The following is a 17,461-nucleotide window of genomic DNA, read 5'->3' on the forward strand; positions in this document are numbered from 1 at the left end:
CTCCGTACTCATTTCGTATCACCCGCCGTACGCGCTCGAAGTTCCTGCTCGCGGCGCGCTATGTCCAGACCCTGGGCCACGATGCAATCGTATGTGCCGTAACGCTGCTTCGGCATCAGCCCGTCAATCTTCGCGGGGCATTCGCCGCAACTAAGGCCACGGCAACCCCAATAATCGAGCATCGCCGTGCGCTTGCCCCCGTTAATGCGCTCCTGAGTATCAGGCGGGGTGTGGGTGAGCTGGTCGACAAGGCAGTCGACTAATAGCATTTGATCGTTTTTGCAGATGACGTAACCCGGACGCTCTTGGTTATAGCCAACAACTTCTAAAGGGCCTCCGTGTTGCCATACAGTGATTGCTGTTGCGTCGTTGGGGCTCGTGATATCCCACACCGTCTCGCCCTCGCGTATGGGCAGGCCGTCCGCTCCCAGCACCTCGGGCTTCGGGCGCTCTATGGGCGCGCACTGACCGGTGAACAGCAGGCAATTCGTGTCGCCCGTAACAGGGATGTTGTCCAGCAGTGCAAATCCCAATCCGTTTAGCCCAAGTACAACCGAGAACACCCCATCAGGAGCATCATCTCGTGTTAGAGGAAACCCATCGTCCCACTTGGGCCATTTCAGATCGCATGGCATGAGGCGTTTATCAAGTTCGCGGCATATGCATTCGAATAACTCATGCGCTTCATCTAGGCTTATAGTCTCACCGAAGGCGGGCCGCTCGTCTCCTGATACAAGCGAATCCACGCGATTCAGCATGTCCGCGAACAGTTTCATTCGCTCGTAATTTACTTCCATCGTATAGATGGCTTTTAGGCCGCCACGTGATTCAACGAAGTCGGCCGCCGCCTCGCGTTCAGGGTCTGGCTCATGCGCCAAATCAGCCGCAGCCTCGCGCTCGCTATCTTTTACCGACGCGCCGCTTATGGCTTTCAAAATGTCCTGGGATGCCTCTAAGAACATTGCATGCACGTCATCTGTCTTCGTCTCTTTGTCAATCATCCACAAAGAGCATGCTGCTTCACTGAGGTTGCTAGCGAGCTTTTCAACACCTTCGTCCTCTTTGACGAATTTTGCGGTGCACTCAAGTCTATTAGCCAGCTCCCGCAGCGCCGCCACATCAACGTACCTGTCACTTTCAACCTCAGGAATCTGACAGGTTTTGCCTGTTTTTGGTAAATTTCCTACCAATTCAGGCGATAAATGCACGTTTTCAGTGCCGTTCTCGATGAGATCGCACAGGCGGTCGCGGATTGCCACTAGGTCATTCGAGGGAAGCCCGCTGCTTTTTATGCCGAGAGCTTTCATCAATATCATAACGAGAATGAATTGTCGATTTATCGAAGAGGGAGGGACCTCCCGCAGCCGCTCCACTGCCTCACGCGCCTCGTCGGTCAGTTCGCGTTTGTTCTCACTCATATGTATCTCCAACCATGTCACTTAACGATTGTTCGTACAGCTCGTATTCGCACTCAGGTTTATCCTGGTCACACCAGGATGCAAGCTCCATGCAGTACGCCTTGCCACAACACGGGCAAAGATTGCCGTACTCACATGTGCCACACCCTGGGTTGGCGCGTCTCAGCTCAGCCAGTTCGGCATCAATGCGCGCACAGTAGACCTCCCACGCAGCAGGACCGTCGAAGTAGTTTTCCTGCATGCCTCTTACGCCTCATCCGCATACTTGACGGTATGACCCTTGTACGATGCCGTTTGCCCGCTGAGCGTTCGGTTCAGCGCGCCTGGGATACATCCAAGAGCCTTTGCTGCTGCATTGACGCTTGGATACTCATGCTCCCCATCCACTACAACAGGTCGGGGGATGTACCTTTTATTCTTGGGTTCAGGCTTAGGCTCTTTATCAACCGGCTCTGGTTGCATTTCGCGGTGGATGATTCCCGCCACGCTTCCGTAGATGACCATCCAGCCCACCTCCCATCTTTAGTTTTAGTGATTGTTTAGGGCTTAACCCCAAGTTCGATCATGGCCTCGTAGGCCTTCTCTAAGGCTCGCTCATGCAGTCGGTAGACCGATGAGCGAGCAAAGGGCTTACCGCGCGAATCGAGTTCCCTGTGAAGCTCAGGGATGCTAAGTCCGTCGATGTAGACGAGCTGCAAGACATCACCCCACAGCGCGTTTTTGTCACACACGGCAAACACCACATTTTGCCGCATGTCTCGCTCCGTATTGAGCACGCTACTGTCCACCTTGATGTGCTCGGCGTGTCGCATCATCTCAATTGCCGCCTCAGCCATCTTGTCTTGCGAGGATGAGCGCGAACCAGGCACACCAGCAACAGATGACATAGATTCTGCTCGGCTTAGGGCCTCCTCGTAGTCTCGTGTGGCAGACTCTACCGCCATGCAAGTGCCCCGTAGCGGCGCAGGTAGGTCCTTGCAATCATAGCTTCGCGCTTCATGTCATCCTCTCAGTTCAGGTGTACCCACTCATCGACTGTCATCACTGGCAAACCAAGCGCACAAGCAACCGTCTTCTCAAGCATTGCACCACGGCTTAACCGCCAGTTAGGCAGCATGGCGAGCCCGTCTGCTTGTGCCATGATTGCCATGAGGGATAGCCGCATGGCTTGTGTCCACGGAGTCCCTGGCTTGATGTCATCATGCGGTATTCGCGCTGCATACCCAGCAGCCTTAAGGCGCCTTGCCGCTTCTTCGAACTCAGCGCGGTTGTCCCCTTGTATGCCAGATACTGGCCCTGATAGGTAAAGCGTTCGGCGCATCATTTGAACATCACCGACCTAGAACCGCGATACGTAATGATTGTCTTCTTTTTCACGTCGCTAATCTCCCAGTGCCCCATTTCGTAAAGCGCATTATCGTGGGGTGCTATACCGTGCGAGAGCCAGTATCCTTGCCACCACATTTCCCCATACTCAGGGCGCTCCCATACCCACTGCGCACTAAACCGTGCACCCCCGTGAAACCCGTTGTGGCATCCGGTGGTACCGCTCCCACACAACGCAATCAGCGCGGGTTTGAGGATAAACAGGCCCATGGGGGTTTGGAGTGCGAACTGGCGGTTACCCCCTCCTAGGCCCTTCGGCGGCTCGTGGTGAGAGTTGGTTGCCACGCGTCCACAGATCGCACACCGTGCGCCATCATCGAGCCGGTTGCTGTCGGTGTCATCGAAGCGGTAGTGGCAGTGAATGTGCGGCATGCCAAACTTGCTCGCGACCTCCACGCTCAGGCCGCTTAGTTGCCTCATGGACGGGGTCATATGCCCAACTCCCCTCGGTCAAACGTTGCTCGGCACGTACCGCACCGGAACTTGCCAAGGGATGGGTCTGGGAGCAGGTGACCATCACACCCAGGCATCCGGCAGCGCAGTGGACCGTACTGAGCGGCGGGCGGTGCGGCCTCAGCCGCAGCCGCGCCGTCCGACGCTGTGTTATTTGGATACCCTTTATGGGTATCCAATAACTTTTCCTTTTCCTTAGTTTTGGGTTGGGCAGGGCTTGGGTTAGCACTTGGTTTGCCTTTGGTAACCGGCTTGGTTTTTACTCGGTTACTCTTAGGTTTGCGTCCGCCAAGTTTACCGTTCTCACGTGCGGTTTCACGCCGTGCGTTGTAGCTTGCTATGTTCCTGGCGGCGCGCTCGCTTCCTACCGAATAACCGTCGTTTGTAGCCTGCAATAGCCCCACTTCGACCATCGAGTCAATCCAGTCAGACAATGTGTCAGCGTCTACACACAACCTATGGGCAAGGGCAACGAAACCAGCTTGGTTTTTGTCGGTTGCAAAGTCGGTTTCACAGCGATAGATTTCTTCAAGCACGCACCAGTAAGCATCCACAGCTGCGCCGCCTTTTAAGAGACGCAAAGCCACAACCTTATCGTCGTTGCCCGCAGTGGTATCGTGATCGAAATACTTCATGATCTTAGAACGGGATATCTTCGTCATAGACCGAAGAAGATGCGTCAACGATTTCAGCGGGGTCATATTCAGGCTCGCTGCTGCGGCTCGACATGAACTCAAGTTCGTCTACGATGATGTTTATCTTGCTGCGCTTCTGGCCCTCGTGCTCCCACTGGCTCCAACGCAGTTTGCCCTCGATAGATACCTTGGTGCCCTTGGCGAGGTAACGTGAAAGGCTCTCGGCGCGCGCGCCAAACATCGTGCAATCGATGAAGTTGGGATAGTCTTCCCATTCGCCCGTCTGCTGGTTCTTGTGGCGATCATTTACGGCCACGCCGAATCCAAGGACCGGCAGGCCGCTGGCCGTTGAGCGCAACTCTGGGTCACGCGTGAGGTTTCCGCTGATAATTACTCGGTTGATGCTCATTTACACCACCCACTCATAGTCAGGATTGTCGCAACACTGAAACTTGATGTCAGAAAGCTCGGCATCCTCTGTCACGTTGTCTATAACGTTCCCGCATGTCTTGCATGCTGCCTTGCGCCCAGGAGACGGCTCCTGGGCCTCGTTTTCACTCTCTGGCACCTCGTATTCGGGAACACTAGGAGAAGGTGGTATGACGCGGCTCAGATCAGCCGTGAAGCCTCCTGTTGTCTCGTCTGATACGGCTGCTGATTGAGCTTCAATCGACACCGGAAGATAGGGAAAGGCGCGGCGGACAACCGTCTTGCGAGCCATAGCCTCGTAGTCTGTGGCCCAAGGACCTTTGTCATTTGCTTTCGAGCGTTTGCGTACTGCCTCAACTTCCGCTTTTGTCATAACGTCGATGTAGTGACCGCCATCCTTGAAGTGACAGACCATATAGACGTATGTGAGTTTGTCCGGCGTGTGCTCGCCATTACCTGGGACATGGCGCAGCTTCTCGTTAAGACCAAACTCGTATTCGAATTCGTCTCCCTCATAAACAGCGCGCGCTGATATGTCCTCTATCTCGCCCGAGCGGCGTGCAAGAGCAATCATTCCCTTGTAACCAAGAATAAACGTGGCCTCCATGCGCCCGTGATTTCGGAATGGCAGGATGTACGCACGTCCAAGGCCGTCAACAGCCGACGGTTCCAACCCAAGGGCAGAACACTTCATGACACATGAGAGAAGCGTGGCAATGTCGCACTCGGCAAGCTTCGGTTCGTGGTTCACGGTGCTTAAAGCAAGTTGAAACATGCGCTCACTATTCATGTGATGAGGCATTACTGCTTCAATCTTGGGCCATTGCTTTTTGAGAACGTCCGCAATGGTTACTCGGGGTTTCTCAATATCGTTCTGCTGGCTTTTTGCCAGCTCTGCAATCTTTCCCATTTACGACCTCTCAGACATTCGCAATCCGCCGTCTGACGGATTGCATTTAACATACTTTGTGTATTCATCGGGTTTTTCTTGCTTGAACCGTTTGGTATCGAATGAAGTCTTATTCGACCGCACCCAAGTAATCTTCATGGTTGGTGTCTGGATTCCCTTAGCTGAGCCAATCATCTGCTTAAGTTCGTTTCCGAGCTGGCGTTTTTCTTTTTCAAGGCGCTTAATCTGCTCACTAACTTCACTTATCTGCCTGATCTGCGGGGCATCGTCATCGAGCATATCGAGGTATTCGTCAGACGGGTCGCAATTGATATGAGTGAGTGCATCGGTGTCAGCCTCGCTACAAGTTGTGGCAGGCATCACGTCATCTTCGACCATGCGCCAGAAACGTTTCTCGGCTTCGATAAGTGCGGAGATATCTTCATCGTCGCGCTCAACTCGAAACTCGCGGTACTTCTGCCCTCCGATCAGTACAGCCACGCAGAAAAACTCATAGCCTGTAACGGCAAGATAGTGTGTCGGCTGAGGAAGGTAATACTCAGGAATACCGTCGTCCCAGTCGTGCTCACGCATAGCCCCTGCCGTCTTAATCTCAAGTACACCGGTGCGCCCATCAGCATCTGTTACGAGACGGTCTACACTCGCAAACATGAACGGATGCTCTTTGCTCACCAAGATGGCGTTTTTTCGGCGAACCTTCATGTCGGTGTGGCGCGAAGCGAATTCTCGCGCCACAACATCCTCAAGCATGTTCCCCCAGTGGACGCTCTCCTTCTCGGAGAGGTCAGGGGGTTCTATGCGCCCAGTTTTCTCAAGCCACACAGTGAGTGGTGTCGAATAGGGAGACATGCCTAAGATAGCAGCGGAATCTGAGCCTCCTATTCCATGCTTTCGACGAGCGAGCCACTGTTGGCGCACCTCATCATCAGTTCCGCTGAACCTAACCTCGGTGAATGGTTTCATGACTAATTCCAACCGAGAATTGAACCGACAGCACCTAAAATTTCAAAGGAACTACCTGACTTTGACTTTGACTTTGCTTCATTAACATTACGAAGTGCGTTAGAGAAGTAATCACACACATTTGTACCGTGGGTTTCTGCGCCCTTAGGAACTAAGAAGAAGTTCATTCCCGCAATGAAACCATTCAAAAAGTTTTCATCAGCGATGTATAGATATTCCTCTAATACTTCGTCTGTAAGAGATTCATACAAATGGGAGTCCAAGCCGTACTCTCCGGCACCCTTTAACTCAACGTTTTTTGTGTTGCTCATTGTGATTCCTTTCATCAGGCCATCCAGTTATCACTGTCTAGCTGAGTCCAATAGGGGATGTGGTCGATGGTGCGTTCCTCGTCAGTTATCATCACGACGATGCGTGGGTCTTTTCCAAGGACGCATTTAGTGGGGAATTCGTAGGCAAGCTTGAAGGAGTCGCGTTTGATGATGCCCATTTCCTGTAAGGCATCGAGGATGACTTTCTTTGCTCCACCTTCAATGTTGTCCCGATCTTTGCGCATGTTCGGGCAAACGATGTAGATACAGCCAGAAACTGGCTTGCTAAATGGCTTCAAGTGAGCTTGCTTGATAGCCCACACGACGCGCTCCTGCTCGCGCTTCTTGAGTTGCGCACCGGCATGGTAGTTCGTCCGATTGCTTTTGGTAATCTCGTTTTGTCCTGCAAGGGTTCCATCAATCGTGAAGGTTTGCTTCATAGGGCGCTCACGTCTCCCTCTTCAACTAACCTCTTCGCTTCTTTCCACGATTTCGCGAGGAAGAACGTGTTTGGGTTGACTATTTCGTGCCAAGTAGCAATAAGATCAACATCGTCACGATCAAGTTTGGATGCCTTAAAACCAAGCGAGCGCGCAAGGCGGGGGCTCAACATCACCATGTATCGTGCGATGCCAGGCCAAAGCGTCCTGTCTCGTCTAAACTGGTTCGTTATAGTCACTTCGATGCCCGCATAGCTTGCAAGTTTCATAACGTCTCCCTGCTGCACACAGGGATTCCCGCTATCAACCTCCCTATGCACGATATGCATGAGGGACTTGAACGCAGCAGGATGATCTTTAATCCAGCAGCAAACTGCTTGCGCCATATCGGCGCCACTTATGCTGCTCATGAGTGCTCTGCTTCCATAGCCTTCTCCTATCAAAGGATGTAGAGGACTATGCCCACAGCCCACACAAGGCTAAACATGGCGCCAAAGCCCCAGCATGCACGGTTCCATGCCTCCGGGTCGTCATTAACCATGTCAAAGGCTCGCGTTTGTGGTATCATCCTCTTGTCTTTTTTGACGGATGCGCGCTTGCTTTCCAGGGCTTGGCGCGCTTTCTGTTTACTCGGCATGCCAATGCACCGTCCAATACCTATCGAAACTCTCCGGCTCGACCCTGCGGCCTCGCTCTCTCCCTGGCGGCAATCTGGCTTCAAGAAACCCAAGGCTCACGTGCTCAAACAGCGTTGATGGCGCGACACCAGAGGCTTGTGAAACCTCGGCAATTGAATATGACCCCTTGGGTTTTAGCCCCGCGATCTGAGCCATGCCTGCGAATATCGGCGCCTTCTGCGCCATGAGCTCAAAGCCTGTGCATGTTTCTTCCATCGGTTCCTCCTTCCCTATCTGATGCTTGCAGTGACTGATAGCGCAGGTGTTCTCCACTTAGCCCTTACGGGAGTGGGTATTAGGCTGCGCCCTAGGTTTTCAAGGTACTAGCCGAATAGGCACGAAAGCGGCAGCGCAATTTGCTGCCTATACTGGTGTTACTGCTGGCTTGCATCCGGCAACAACATGTCAAGCGAGCCGTCGCCACCCATGTAGAGCGGCAAGACACCGTTCCACTTTTCAATCATGAGTTTTTGGAAGTTGCGCGAATCGAGCGATTCAGCGATGACTCTGTTTGTGTCGGCTTCTGTTTTCGCCGTCTCGTTCTTTACCTTCGCAGTTTCTTGGTCCTGTTCAGCAACTTTCTTTCGTTCCACCGCTGCCTTATATTCCTCGGGAAGTTCTACGTTTTTAACTTCCATGCTTACGACTTTTATTCCATAAGCGGCAAGGCGGTCTTGTACAGCTTTCAACATGTCAGCGGAAAGTTCGCCACGCTTTTCGATAAGGCCTTCCAAGCTGTAGTTGGCAGTTGCGGCTTTGATGCCGTCTGCCAGCACCGGTGCGACAATGCCATCCATGTGATTACCGAGGAACTTCTTGTAAAGATCATCAGCATTTTCCGGGTCAACCACAATCTGCGCCGTGACCTCTTGATTCACGCTCTGGTTGTCCTTTGTTGCTGTCGAATAGGTGGCCGTCACCTGCTGTTGCGTTACGTCGATGATGTTGTAATGGTCGATGGGTGTTTTAACGTGGAAGCCCTGTCCCTCAACGCTCACGACGTTTCCGAAGCGGGTCACCACGGCGATCTTGCCGGTGTCAACGACTTTGAAGCAGGTGAAAATTGCGGCAAGCAAAACGACAAAGGCCACAACGACTGCAACAATACGCCCAATACGTAGACGCTCTTCTTTATGGGTATTACCCCACCTATCTTCTACTTCATCAGCTGCAATGAAAAACGACATGCGGTTTCCTTTCTGGTTTATGCTGCCGCTTCCGTGTCTATTCGGTTTTCAATGTGCCCTCCAAATAGGCACACAGGCGGTAGCTGACGGGGACCCCCTTGATGTCGTGACGCCCGTCCCGTGGAAGGGAGGCACGGTGCTACCGCTTATGTGCCTATTTGGCTGTAAATGTGCGTGGTGTAATTTGAATCAGGATGCATGAACCGCGAGCACGTCGGCAGGGCCGTCAATTTCTACGACCGCTTTGGCGTTCTCCGATATGTGTGAGTACTCGACTGAATCGATTCGGCATTTCAACTCATCCACCAGCTCGCAAGTCGCGAACTCATCGATGGTCTTTCTCGGAAGTCCAAACGTGCATTGATCGCTCATATCGATTTCTCCTTCCCTAGCCCGCTTCGCAGTAGGTACAGTAATTTATTTCCTGTCAGAGATGAAAAAAATATCCTGCACATCGACGCCAAGAAACTCGGCTACCTTCTTTGCGGTTTCGATTCGCATTGTACTAGGATCGTTCTCGTAGCGGCTATAACACGGCCTTGACACGCCTAAATGTCTCGCAACCGCGACTTTTGAAATACCCTTGTTTTTGCGAATCTCTTCGATCGTCTTCATCTGCCCTCCTTTCGTCATAAACAGTAATTTATTTCCTGTAGACTGTCAAGAAAATATTTACTAAAATGGAAGAAAATATTTACTGATAGGCGGTAATCCATGGGTGTCGCAGATAACATTAAAAAGATCAGGGAAATATTCGACGTTACCCAGCGTGAGCTTGCCGATATTGCTGGCGTCACCGAAAATGCTGTTTCAAAATGGGAAAATGGTTACGCAGAACCAAGAATGGGAGCCGTAGAAAAAATAGCTGCCTGCTACGGACTAAAAAAGAGACACATTATCGAAGATGGCGGCATGGATATGATTGACCCTTTGACAAAAAGACCAAAGCAGGAGATAAGTTACCCACCAGGAGCAATTATCCCTTCTCCCCCGCGCAAAGCGTACGCGCCACTTCTCGGACGCGTCCACGCTGGCGATGCAAAAATGCCCGAGATATTAGAGGACAATATCTCACTCCCCTACGAAGTATGGGACAGGCACCGCGAGGGTTATTTCTTAGAGGTCGAGGGTAACTGCATGTCAAGGGTGTACCCCGAAGGTAGCTTTATCTTCGTAGACCGCCGTATGGAGCCAAAGAACGGCTCAATAGCAGTCGTGAGTATAGATGGCGACGATTATGTAATGAGAAGACTCTACCGGGGCGCGAACACGATGATCCTATCCCCTGATAGCTGGGATGACAGCTACGAGGACATCGTGATAACAGGAGATGACGGGCGCATCGTCAAATTTGAGGGCGTGGTCGTATGGTTCCAGGCAGGCAAGGAGATGGAATGATGACCACTCATTCCGACATCGAACAATATCGCTGGATACTCGACCGCACGGTCGAATCTGTAAAAAGCGTCGATGGGAAAAACGGGGTTACTACCGCAATATTGGCTGGTTTGGCGGCAATTTTGTTCTCGAACGACAACTTCTCATCTTCTGTTTTTGCCGCACTCTCCGGTAAGTCGAATACGATGTGCTTAGTTATGCTGGCGGGCATTTTAATTTCGACCGCACTCGTTATTTTCTCTCTGTTTGCGTCTCTTATACCTAGAACGAAATGTGAAGGAGATTCGAGTTTGTACTTCGGCACGATAGCCAAGCATAAGGATTTTTTATCTTACAAAAGAGAACTGGTTAGTCAAGACTACTCCATCGAGGACGACTTAGTTAACCAGATATATATTAATTCTAAGATATGCCGAACGAAAATGCGTTGGCACTCGGTAGCTTCGTTTTCCACGTATCTACTGATCTTGTTTATCGCTGGTTTTTCCATCTGCTATGTGATTGGAGTGTGAATATGGGGTACGACTACAAGAGCGGAAAGAAACGGGTCGACGACATTCTTTCTGGGAAAATTGAGATTGTTGAATCTGGGAAACTCCCATCTGATGACAATTTCACTTTCGATAATGCCTACCATTCTTGGGTCATGGCGATCTTCGTCGACATAAGGGATTCCACCTCGCTCATGGCAAAGGACGATCAAGAGTACGTCGCTAAGGTCGTTCGCTCCTTCACGTCGGAAATTATCGAGATATTGAGGGGAGACGACCGGGAACGAGAGCTTGGCATCAGAGGTGATTGCGTTTATGCGATATACACCACGCCTTATAAAAGCGATGTATATGAAGTGTTCAATAAGACGGCTTGGATTAACACCTACCTCAACATGCTCAACGCATTGTTGCGGAAGCATGGATACGAGAAGATAAAAGCCGGCATTGGAGTCGCGCTTGGCAACGATCACGTTATAAAAGCAGGGCGAAAAGGCACCGGCATCAACTCGACGGTATGGATGGGCGAAGCAGTATCCAAAGCAGCAAAGCTATCAAGCTACGGGGATAAGATCGTTGGCAGCAGAATAGTGTTATCGAGCCTCGTCTATAACAACATAATCGAGAAGTACAAAGAGGATCACCCGGACAAAAACGTCGAGGGTTGGTTCCATTCATCGGAAAGCATCCCTTACTACGGAGCGAAGTACTGCAGCGTCATAATGACAGACATGGACAACTGGATTGAAGAAGGCATGCCAGATTAATAAATCTAGGAGGCATAGCGACAATCGTAAGGAAAGCCCCACGCATATGGGCGGCCACCCTGCGCGAGGCTTAAGCAAGAACCCATCAACCTAAGTCGAAAGGCTAGGTGAAGTATACCATGCCCAGAAAGCGTAAGCGGCGTTCATGGGGCTCTATTACCACCATAACGAAGAACAAGCATGTCCTAAGGTGGATGGAGAACACCCCCGAGGGCCGTAAGAGGCGATCACGTACAGTCTATTGTACCTACAAAGAAGCTTGCCTGGAACTGAGTAAGCTGCGAGTTAAGCACTCGAATGACCACCCTGTTCCCACCATCGAAGAAGCCTTTAACATGTGGTATCTCCCTTGGATTAACAGAAGGGTCGCCGAGGGTAAAACCAAGGACAACACTCGTAAAGCTTATCTCATATGTTGGCGCAACATTGTGGCCCCAGAATGGAGCAACGTCCCCCTCGATAGCGTAAAACCAGAGCGCGTACAACGCTGGTTCTTGACACTTTCTACCGGCAACGCGAGCCATGCGATTGTCGTGTTGCGTCGGATATTCGACTTCGCGGTACAGTACGAGTTGGTCGAGTCAAACAAATTCCGCCTCACCTATGAGATGCCTACCAGGAAAAAATCAGTAAGAACCACTGATACCTACGATCTGCAACAAGCAAACGCCGTCTTTGAGCGCGTACACGGTGCGCTTGTGGAAGCTCCCTATATCTTGGCATGTTTTGGCAGCGCCCGATCTGGCGAAGCCCTCGGAGTACGCGCCAGCGAAGTGTCGCTTGTTCAATCGCATGGCATGCAACTCGCAACTGTGCCAATAGTTCGGAGGATGGAAAAAGAAGGTGATACACCGATGCCGGATGGCGACCTCAAGAACCCACAGAGTGTACGCACCATTGTTATCCCTGAGCCATATGGCACGCGTTTGTACGAGATAGCGCAGACAAAGATTTGTGACGGTATTGAATGGCTTGCCGATAGAGGTGATGGCCTACCGTTCAATGTCATGAGCCTAAAGTACGCCTGGATAGCCGAGATAGAGGAAGATGCGATACCCTTTGCGAACCTACGCAACTCGTGGCGTACGTTTGCGCAATACGACTGGGGCATAGATTTCGACACCTTGGAATTCCTCATGGGGCACATCCCACCAGGCGTCTCCGGCAAGCACTATCTACGCCCAACAGTTGAGAATTTAGTCAATGCCGTAGCGAAAGCAATGGTGCAATCACAGGTCACTTAGGATATTTTAGGATATTTCAAAGAATATCACCTGGTCAGAGCGTTTTAATCTTAAGAAGTCCTTAAGGCTCGCACGGAAACTCGAGGGTTACGCGGAGACCGGGGGTGGTGGTTTCGAGGTGCGTGGTGCCACCCATCTGATCAATGAGGTAGTGAACGATGAAGAGGCCAAGACCGGCGCCGGGAGCATCCGTGGCATTGCGGCCGCGGTAGAAGCGATCGCAGGCGAACGGGAGATCCTCGGGAGCGATGCCGGGACCGAAGTCGCGCACGTCAACGCGGTAGGTGCCATCTGTGGTACACGCACCGGACACTTCCACCGGCGAGCCGGGCGCATACTTGCGCGCGTTCGCGATGAGGTTCTCGAGCGCTTGGGCGAGGCGTTTCGGGTCGTGACGCACAAGGGCGTGGTCGACGCGCACCAGACGCACGTCGCCCGTAGCGTCGAAGTCGGCAACGGCGACGCGCAGCGTTTCGTGAATGGGCGCGTCTGTGGGCACCACACTCATACGATCGAGATCGGCAAGCGCGTGCAGAAACAAATCGTCGGTGAGCTGGGTCACTTCGTCACACTTGCGGGCGATGGTGCGCGCATAGCTGGCACGCTCTTCCTCGTCGCGCGCGAGGCCCAACTCAAGCGCCTCGGAGTAGGCACGAATGGACGCGATAGGCGTTTTGATATCGTGCGAGAGCGCGGCAATGGAGGTCTTACCCTGCTCGAAGGCTTCCGCTTCCGCAGCACGTGCGCGCTTAATTTCCGTGCGCATGTTATCGAATGCCCAGGTGAAGCGGCCGAAGGGGTTGGTGCGTTCGTAGGCAAGCGGCATATCGAGGTTGCCCGCTGCCACCTCACCCGCAAAGTGTTCCAGCTTGGTGAAGGGACGCACGACGCTTACATACAGATACGCTACCACGCCCCACGCAACCGCTGCTCCCGCCGCGCACAGCACCCAAATCAGCACTATCGGCAGCGAACTGCGCACGTCCGCTGCACGGCGGAGTGCCTCTTGTGCCTCAATGAGCACCTGATCAGCTTCGGAAGACGCACCAGCATCGTTGAGTGAGGCGCGCGCTTCGTTGAGCGCCACCACTTCCTCCCGCAGCTGGGATGCCGTAGTATCGTGGGATAACACATACGTTGCGCTCACGGCACAGGCAACGAGAACAAGAGAGGCGATGGCTGCGCATGCAATAAGCCGGGTGCGAATCGAACGCGCTTGCCCACCTGCCTTCACGATACGCCCTCGCCTTCGGCTGCCTCGAAGCGATAGCCGCGACCACGCACGGTCACGAAGTGCACAGGGTGCGCTGGGTCATCCTCCAGCTTCGCGCGCAGCCAGCTCATATGCACCGATACCGTCTGCGGCTCGACTTCCGAGAATGCACCCCACACCTCGGCAAGCAGTCGCTCCTTCGACACCGTTTCGCCCGCATGCAGCGCGAGATAGCGGGCAAGCGCAAACTCCTTCGGCGAAAGCGCTATCGGTTCACCGCGCTTCATGATTGCACCGGCGGCCTCGTCAAACGCAAACGGACCCACCATCAGCGGTTGCCCGGTGTCGTGCCCGCGCCCTGCGCGGCGTAGAAGCGCGTTCACGTGTGCGAGTAACTCCCGCAGCGAATAGGGCTTCGGCAGGTAATCATCGCCGCCGGTGTCAAGCCCCACAATGCGATCCGTCTCACTCGTGCGCGCCGACGCGAACACGATGGGAACGTCGCTCGCGCGCCGTAGGGCCGCGCACGCTGCAAACCCGTCGTCACCCGGAAGGTTAACATCGAGCAACACCAGGTCAAACGCTCGCGCGCCCAACACCTCGTAGGCACCTTCCGCACTCGCAACTCGCTCGACCGCAAACCCCCCGCTTTCCAAAAAGCGTGCGACAATGGCAGACAAATCCGCGTCGTCGTCCACAATGAGTATGCTCGGCACACCTACCCCCGCCCCGCGTCCTAGCAGTTTTTGCTAGGCTCGCGTCTTCTTCCACTTTCTGATCTTGCCTCGAAATGACTTGTAGGGCGCAACGGTGTTCATATATATCCATTTCCACACTGGCCAGTTCGAAGGAGTTGATTGCGCCCACTTCCTGCCGCCCGGCTCGAACAATTCCTCGTCGGAAAACCCGTCCACCCACCGCACAAGCGAGTCCACGCCGTCCTCGAACGCCCGTATGAGGCCATCCATCGACTCTGTGCTGTACCGGTCGTAGAAACCCTGATACAAAGCGCCCATTTGATTCCACTTGAAACCGGGAGCGGGCGTGACAACATCCTTACCTGCCAACTCATCGGCATCCCAGCCACGCAGTAGCTCCATCCATCCCAACTGGTAGGCCAGCATCTCGCGTGGCGTGCGATCCACGCCCTCGGCCATTGCATTGGCCTCGGCCTCAGCCACGTCGTCGAACTCAGTTACGAACAGCGCTGCCGTTTTTCGAATCTCGGCAATCAGCGCTTCCTTGCTCTCATACCCCTGCATCACAGCTCCTCTCTTGCGGATGCGAGAATTCACAGCACCCGAGCCATATTCACCCGCGCGTTACGACAGGTTTACCTTGTTTTTCAGTAGATGGACGTGCCGTACTGCAACAGGACGAACTCGTCGAGCACGTGCTCAACATCGGCCACGAGGTGGGTTGAAAGCAGGATGGTGGCATCGCGATGGTAGTTGCGAATGATGGTGTCTAAAATGAAGTCGCGTGCCGCCGGGTCGACGCCGCCGATGGGTTCGTCGAGCAGATAGAGTGCCGCACGTCGCGCCATCACCATGACAAGCTGCACTTTTTCCTTCGTACCCTTCGAGAGCGCGCCAAGGTGCGCATCCTGTGGAACCGCCAAGCGTGCGAGCATGTCCTGGGCGAGCAGTCGGTCGAAGTCGGCGTAGAAGTCTTCGAAGTACCGTATCGCCTGCGACACTTTCATACCTGGCGCGAAATACGGGCGTTCGGGCAGATAGGACACAAGCGCCTTCGTGTCAGGCCCCGGCTCGCGACCACAGATGAGCACCTGACCAGCCGTAGGACGCAGAAGCCCCGCGATAAGCTTGATAAGCGTTGTTTTGCCGCTACCGTTCGGACCGAGCAACCCCACCACGCGCCCGCGCGGCAACGTAAGGAAAAGCGGAGCGAGCGCTGGCTGCGCACCATAGCACTTCTCAAGCCCCCTACACTCAAGCACCGGTATCGCCACTTCCTCGTAGGCCATAAGCCCCCCTTTGCGTCGTCCGCCTCCCCCATTCGCGCGAACTTTATGGTGGAGGGTTCGGCGGCCTTCGGCCACCGAACCCTATTTCATCATGTCTTGTAAATTCTTCAAGTCCGCCATGCTCATGCCGCCCATACCGCCGGGGAGGCCCATGCGGCGGCGACGGCCCTTCTTGCCTTTCTTACCCTTTTTGCCGCCCGCCAGTTCCTCGGCGGAAGGCATGAACTTCTTCATCATCTTTTTTGTTTCGTTGAACTTCTTGATGAGTTGGTTCACATCCGACACACTCACGCCAGCACCAGCCGCAATGCGCGCGCGGCGCGAGCCGTTCAGTAGGTCGGGCTTCTCACGTTCGGCCTTCGTCATAGAGTTGATGATAACTTCCATGTGATCGAGCGCGCCCTCGTCCACCTGGCCACTTCCGAGCGCCTTATCGCCGCCGGGCAGCGCAGCAATCAGCTTCGACACGCCACCCATCTTGCGAATTTGGCGGTTCATGTCGATGAAGTCGTTCAGGGTGAGGTTCGCACGCATCATGCGTTCGGCCTGCTCCTGCTCCACTTCTTCCTGCTGCACCTTCACGGCGCTCTCGATGAGGCTGACCACATCACCCATGCCGAGGATGCGCTTCGCCATGCGGTCGGGGTGGAATTCTTCCAGCGAGTCGGGTTTCTCGCCCGACGAGATGAACTTGATGGGCTTGCCCGTCACCTGCTTGATGGAAAGGGCACCGCCGCCGCGCGCGTCGCCGTCCATCTTCGACATGATAACGCCGTCGAAATCCACGCGCTCGGCGAATGCGCTGGCCACGTTCACCACGTCTTGGCCGGTCATGGCATCCACCACCATGAGAATCTGGTCAGGCTTCACGGCGCGCTTGATGGCTTCAGCTTCTTCCATCATCTCGTCGTCCACGTGGAGGCGGCCCGCCGTGTCCACAATCACCACGTCGCGTAGGTTGTCGATGGCGTCCTGGATGCCCTCCTGGGCAATGCGCACGGGGTCCTGCCCGTCACCGCGATACACGCGCACGCCAATCTCGCCGCCAAGCGTTTGCAGCTGGTCGGCCGCCGCGGGACGGTACACGTCGCAAGCCACGAGCAGCGGGTTGTGGTTCTCCTGCTTCAGACGATACGCCAGCTTCGCGGCGGCGGTCGTCTTGCCGGAGCCTTGCAGTCCCACCAGCATAATAACGTTGGGAATGCGGCTTCCCAGCACCAGCTTGGAGTCGGTGCGACCGAGTAGTTCCGTCAGTTCGTCAAGCACAATCTTGATGACGTTTTGCGCCGGCGTGAGCGAGTCGAGCACCTCCGCATCAAGGCAGCGCTCCTTCGTGCGCGCGACGAACGTCTTCACCACCTTGAAGTTGACGTCGGCCTCCAGAAGCGCCATGCGAATCTCGCGCATAGCGTCGTTGATATCGTCTTCGGTCAGGCGGCCCTTGCCACGCAACCCACTAAATATGCCCTGCAGTCGTTCGGAAAGGTTCTCAAGCATGGGAAAAACTCCTTGCCGCGAAGTAACGTTTTCAATCAAACTCGAATTATAACGA

24 protein-coding genes are annotated in these 17,461 nt (G+C 54.0%); 4 read left to right on the plus strand and 20 right to left on the minus strand.

Annotated features, from left to right (window positions below; translation table 11 throughout):
* Positions 1-8: 8 nt before the first annotated feature.
* The 15 genes from QNJ86_RS12615 to QNJ86_RS12680 form a co-directional block, all read right to left on the minus strand.
* Positions 9-1,418 carry a hypothetical protein gene (locus QNJ86_RS12615; protein ID WP_283832995.1) on the minus strand — a complete coding sequence of 470 codons (1,410 nt, stop codon included), beginning with the start codon at positions 1,416-1,418 and terminating at the stop codon, positions 9-11.
* Between the two features lie 246 nt (positions 1,419-1,664).
* Entirely contained in the window at positions 1,665-1,922 is a 258-nt protein-coding gene (locus QNJ86_RS12620; RefSeq protein WP_283832996.1) for a hypothetical protein, read from the minus strand.
* A gap of 35 nt (positions 1,923-1,957) precedes the next feature.
* Positions 1,958-2,305, minus strand: a complete 348-nt coding sequence (locus QNJ86_RS12625; RefSeq protein WP_283832997.1) for a hypothetical protein — start codon at positions 2,303-2,305, stop codon at positions 1,958-1,960.
* Between the two features lie 122 nt (positions 2,306-2,427).
* Complete coding sequence (locus QNJ86_RS13955) at positions 2,428-2,742, minus strand: DUF4406 domain-containing protein (protein WP_365993881.1); 315 nt, start codon at positions 2,740-2,742, stop codon at positions 2,428-2,430.
* Positions 2,743-3,232: 490 nt separating this feature from the next.
* Positions 3,233-3,919, minus strand: coding sequence for a Lin1244/Lin1753 domain-containing protein (locus tag QNJ86_RS12630; RefSeq protein WP_283832998.1), 687 nt, complete (start codon positions 3,917-3,919; stop codon positions 3,233-3,235).
* Positions 3,897-4,301, minus strand: coding sequence for a single-stranded DNA-binding protein (locus tag QNJ86_RS12635; RefSeq protein WP_283832999.1), 405 nt, complete (start codon positions 4,299-4,301; stop codon positions 3,897-3,899). The genes QNJ86_RS12630 and QNJ86_RS12635 overlap by 23 nt, the downstream gene beginning before the upstream one ends.
* Entirely contained in the window at positions 4,302-5,231 is a 930-nt protein-coding gene (locus QNJ86_RS12640) for a recombinase RecT (protein ID WP_283833000.1), read from the minus strand.
* The gene (locus tag QNJ86_RS12645; protein ID WP_283833001.1) at positions 5,232-6,194 is read right to left on the minus strand and encodes a YqaJ viral recombinase family nuclease; all 963 of its coding nucleotides are present in this window, start codon (positions 6,192-6,194) and stop codon (positions 5,232-5,234) included. It abuts the gene before it with no gap.
* A gap of 2 nt (positions 6,195-6,196) precedes the next feature.
* Positions 6,197-6,505 carry a hypothetical protein gene (locus tag QNJ86_RS12650; RefSeq protein WP_283833002.1) on the minus strand — a complete coding sequence of 103 codons (309 nt, stop codon included), beginning with the start codon at positions 6,503-6,505 and terminating at the stop codon, positions 6,197-6,199.
* A gap of 14 nt (positions 6,506-6,519) precedes the next feature.
* Positions 6,520-6,945 (minus strand): RusA family crossover junction endodeoxyribonuclease, encoded by a 426-nt coding sequence (locus QNJ86_RS12655; RefSeq protein ID WP_283833003.1) that lies wholly within the window; start codon positions 6,943-6,945, stop codon positions 6,520-6,522.
* Positions 6,942-7,355 carry a hypothetical protein gene (locus QNJ86_RS12660; RefSeq protein ID WP_283833004.1) on the minus strand — a complete coding sequence of 138 codons (414 nt, stop codon included), beginning with the start codon at positions 7,353-7,355 and terminating at the stop codon, positions 6,942-6,944. Before QNJ86_RS12660 ends, QNJ86_RS12655 begins: the two co-directional genes overlap by 4 nt.
* A gap of 216 nt (positions 7,356-7,571) precedes the next feature.
* A complete protein-coding gene (locus QNJ86_RS12665) occupies positions 7,572-7,838 on the minus strand; it encodes a MerR family transcriptional regulator (RefSeq protein WP_283833005.1) in 267 nt (88 codons plus the stop codon).
* A gap of 158 nt (positions 7,839-7,996) precedes the next feature.
* Entirely contained in the window at positions 7,997-8,809 is an 813-nt protein-coding gene (locus QNJ86_RS12670) for a prohibitin family protein (protein ID WP_283833006.1), read from the minus strand.
* Between the two features lie 189 nt (positions 8,810-8,998).
* Complete coding sequence (locus QNJ86_RS12675) at positions 8,999-9,181, minus strand: hypothetical protein (protein ID WP_283833007.1); 183 nt, start codon at positions 9,179-9,181, stop codon at positions 8,999-9,001.
* Positions 9,182-9,226: 45 nt separating this feature from the next.
* On the minus strand, positions 9,227-9,424 hold the full coding sequence (locus tag QNJ86_RS12680) for a helix-turn-helix transcriptional regulator (protein WP_283833008.1): 198 nt from the start codon (positions 9,422-9,424) through the stop codon (positions 9,227-9,229).
* A gap of 99 nt (positions 9,425-9,523) precedes the next feature.
* Here QNJ86_RS12680 and QNJ86_RS12685 point away from each other — a divergent pair, with 99 nt between their 5' ends.
* From QNJ86_RS12685 to QNJ86_RS12700, 4 genes are all read left to right on the plus strand, one after another.
* The gene (locus QNJ86_RS12685; RefSeq protein ID WP_283833009.1) at positions 9,524-10,207 is read left to right on the plus strand and encodes a LexA family protein; all 684 of its coding nucleotides are present in this window, start codon (positions 9,524-9,526) and stop codon (positions 10,205-10,207) included.
* A complete protein-coding gene (locus QNJ86_RS12690) occupies positions 10,204-10,719 on the plus strand; it encodes a Pycsar system effector family protein (RefSeq protein WP_283833011.1) in 516 nt (171 codons plus the stop codon). Before QNJ86_RS12685 ends, QNJ86_RS12690 begins: the two co-directional genes overlap by 4 nt.
* A gap of 2 nt (positions 10,720-10,721) precedes the next feature.
* A complete protein-coding gene (locus tag QNJ86_RS12695) occupies positions 10,722-11,465 on the plus strand; it encodes an adenylate/guanylate cyclase domain-containing protein (RefSeq protein ID WP_283833012.1) in 744 nt (247 codons plus the stop codon).
* Positions 11,466-11,800: 335 nt separating this feature from the next.
* Positions 11,801-12,709, plus strand: coding sequence for a hypothetical protein (locus tag QNJ86_RS12700; RefSeq protein WP_283833013.1), 909 nt, complete (start codon positions 11,801-11,803; stop codon positions 12,707-12,709).
* Positions 12,710-12,770: 61 nt separating this feature from the next.
* Here the strand turns inward: QNJ86_RS12700 and QNJ86_RS12705 are convergent, their stop codons facing one another.
* The 5 genes from QNJ86_RS12705 to ffh form a co-directional block, all read right to left on the minus strand.
* Positions 12,771-13,943, minus strand: a complete 1,173-nt coding sequence (locus tag QNJ86_RS12705) for a HAMP domain-containing sensor histidine kinase (protein WP_283833014.1) — start codon at positions 13,941-13,943, stop codon at positions 12,771-12,773.
* Positions 13,940-14,638 (minus strand): response regulator transcription factor, encoded by a 699-nt coding sequence (locus QNJ86_RS12710; RefSeq protein WP_283833016.1) that lies wholly within the window; start codon positions 14,636-14,638, stop codon positions 13,940-13,942. The genes QNJ86_RS12705 and QNJ86_RS12710 overlap by 4 nt, the downstream gene beginning before the upstream one ends.
* 33 nt (positions 14,639-14,671) lie before the next feature.
* Positions 14,672-15,184 carry a ClbS/DfsB family four-helix bundle protein gene (locus tag QNJ86_RS12715; protein ID WP_283833017.1) on the minus strand — a complete coding sequence of 171 codons (513 nt, stop codon included), beginning with the start codon at positions 15,182-15,184 and terminating at the stop codon, positions 14,672-14,674.
* 83 nt (positions 15,185-15,267) lie between these two features.
* Positions 15,268-15,909, minus strand: coding sequence for an ABC transporter ATP-binding protein (locus tag QNJ86_RS12720; RefSeq protein WP_283833019.1), 642 nt, complete (start codon positions 15,907-15,909; stop codon positions 15,268-15,270).
* An 81-nt stretch (positions 15,910-15,990) separates the two neighbouring features.
* Positions 15,991-17,406, minus strand: coding sequence for a signal recognition particle protein (ffh, locus tag QNJ86_RS12725; RefSeq protein WP_283833020.1), 1,416 nt, complete (start codon positions 17,404-17,406; stop codon positions 15,991-15,993).
* Positions 17,407-17,461 lie beyond the last annotated feature (55 nt).

The sequence above is a fragment of the Gordonibacter faecis genome (assembly GCF_030077735.1).
GTDB classification, from domain to species: Bacteria; Actinomycetota; Coriobacteriia; order Coriobacteriales; family Eggerthellaceae; genus Gordonibacter; species Gordonibacter faecis.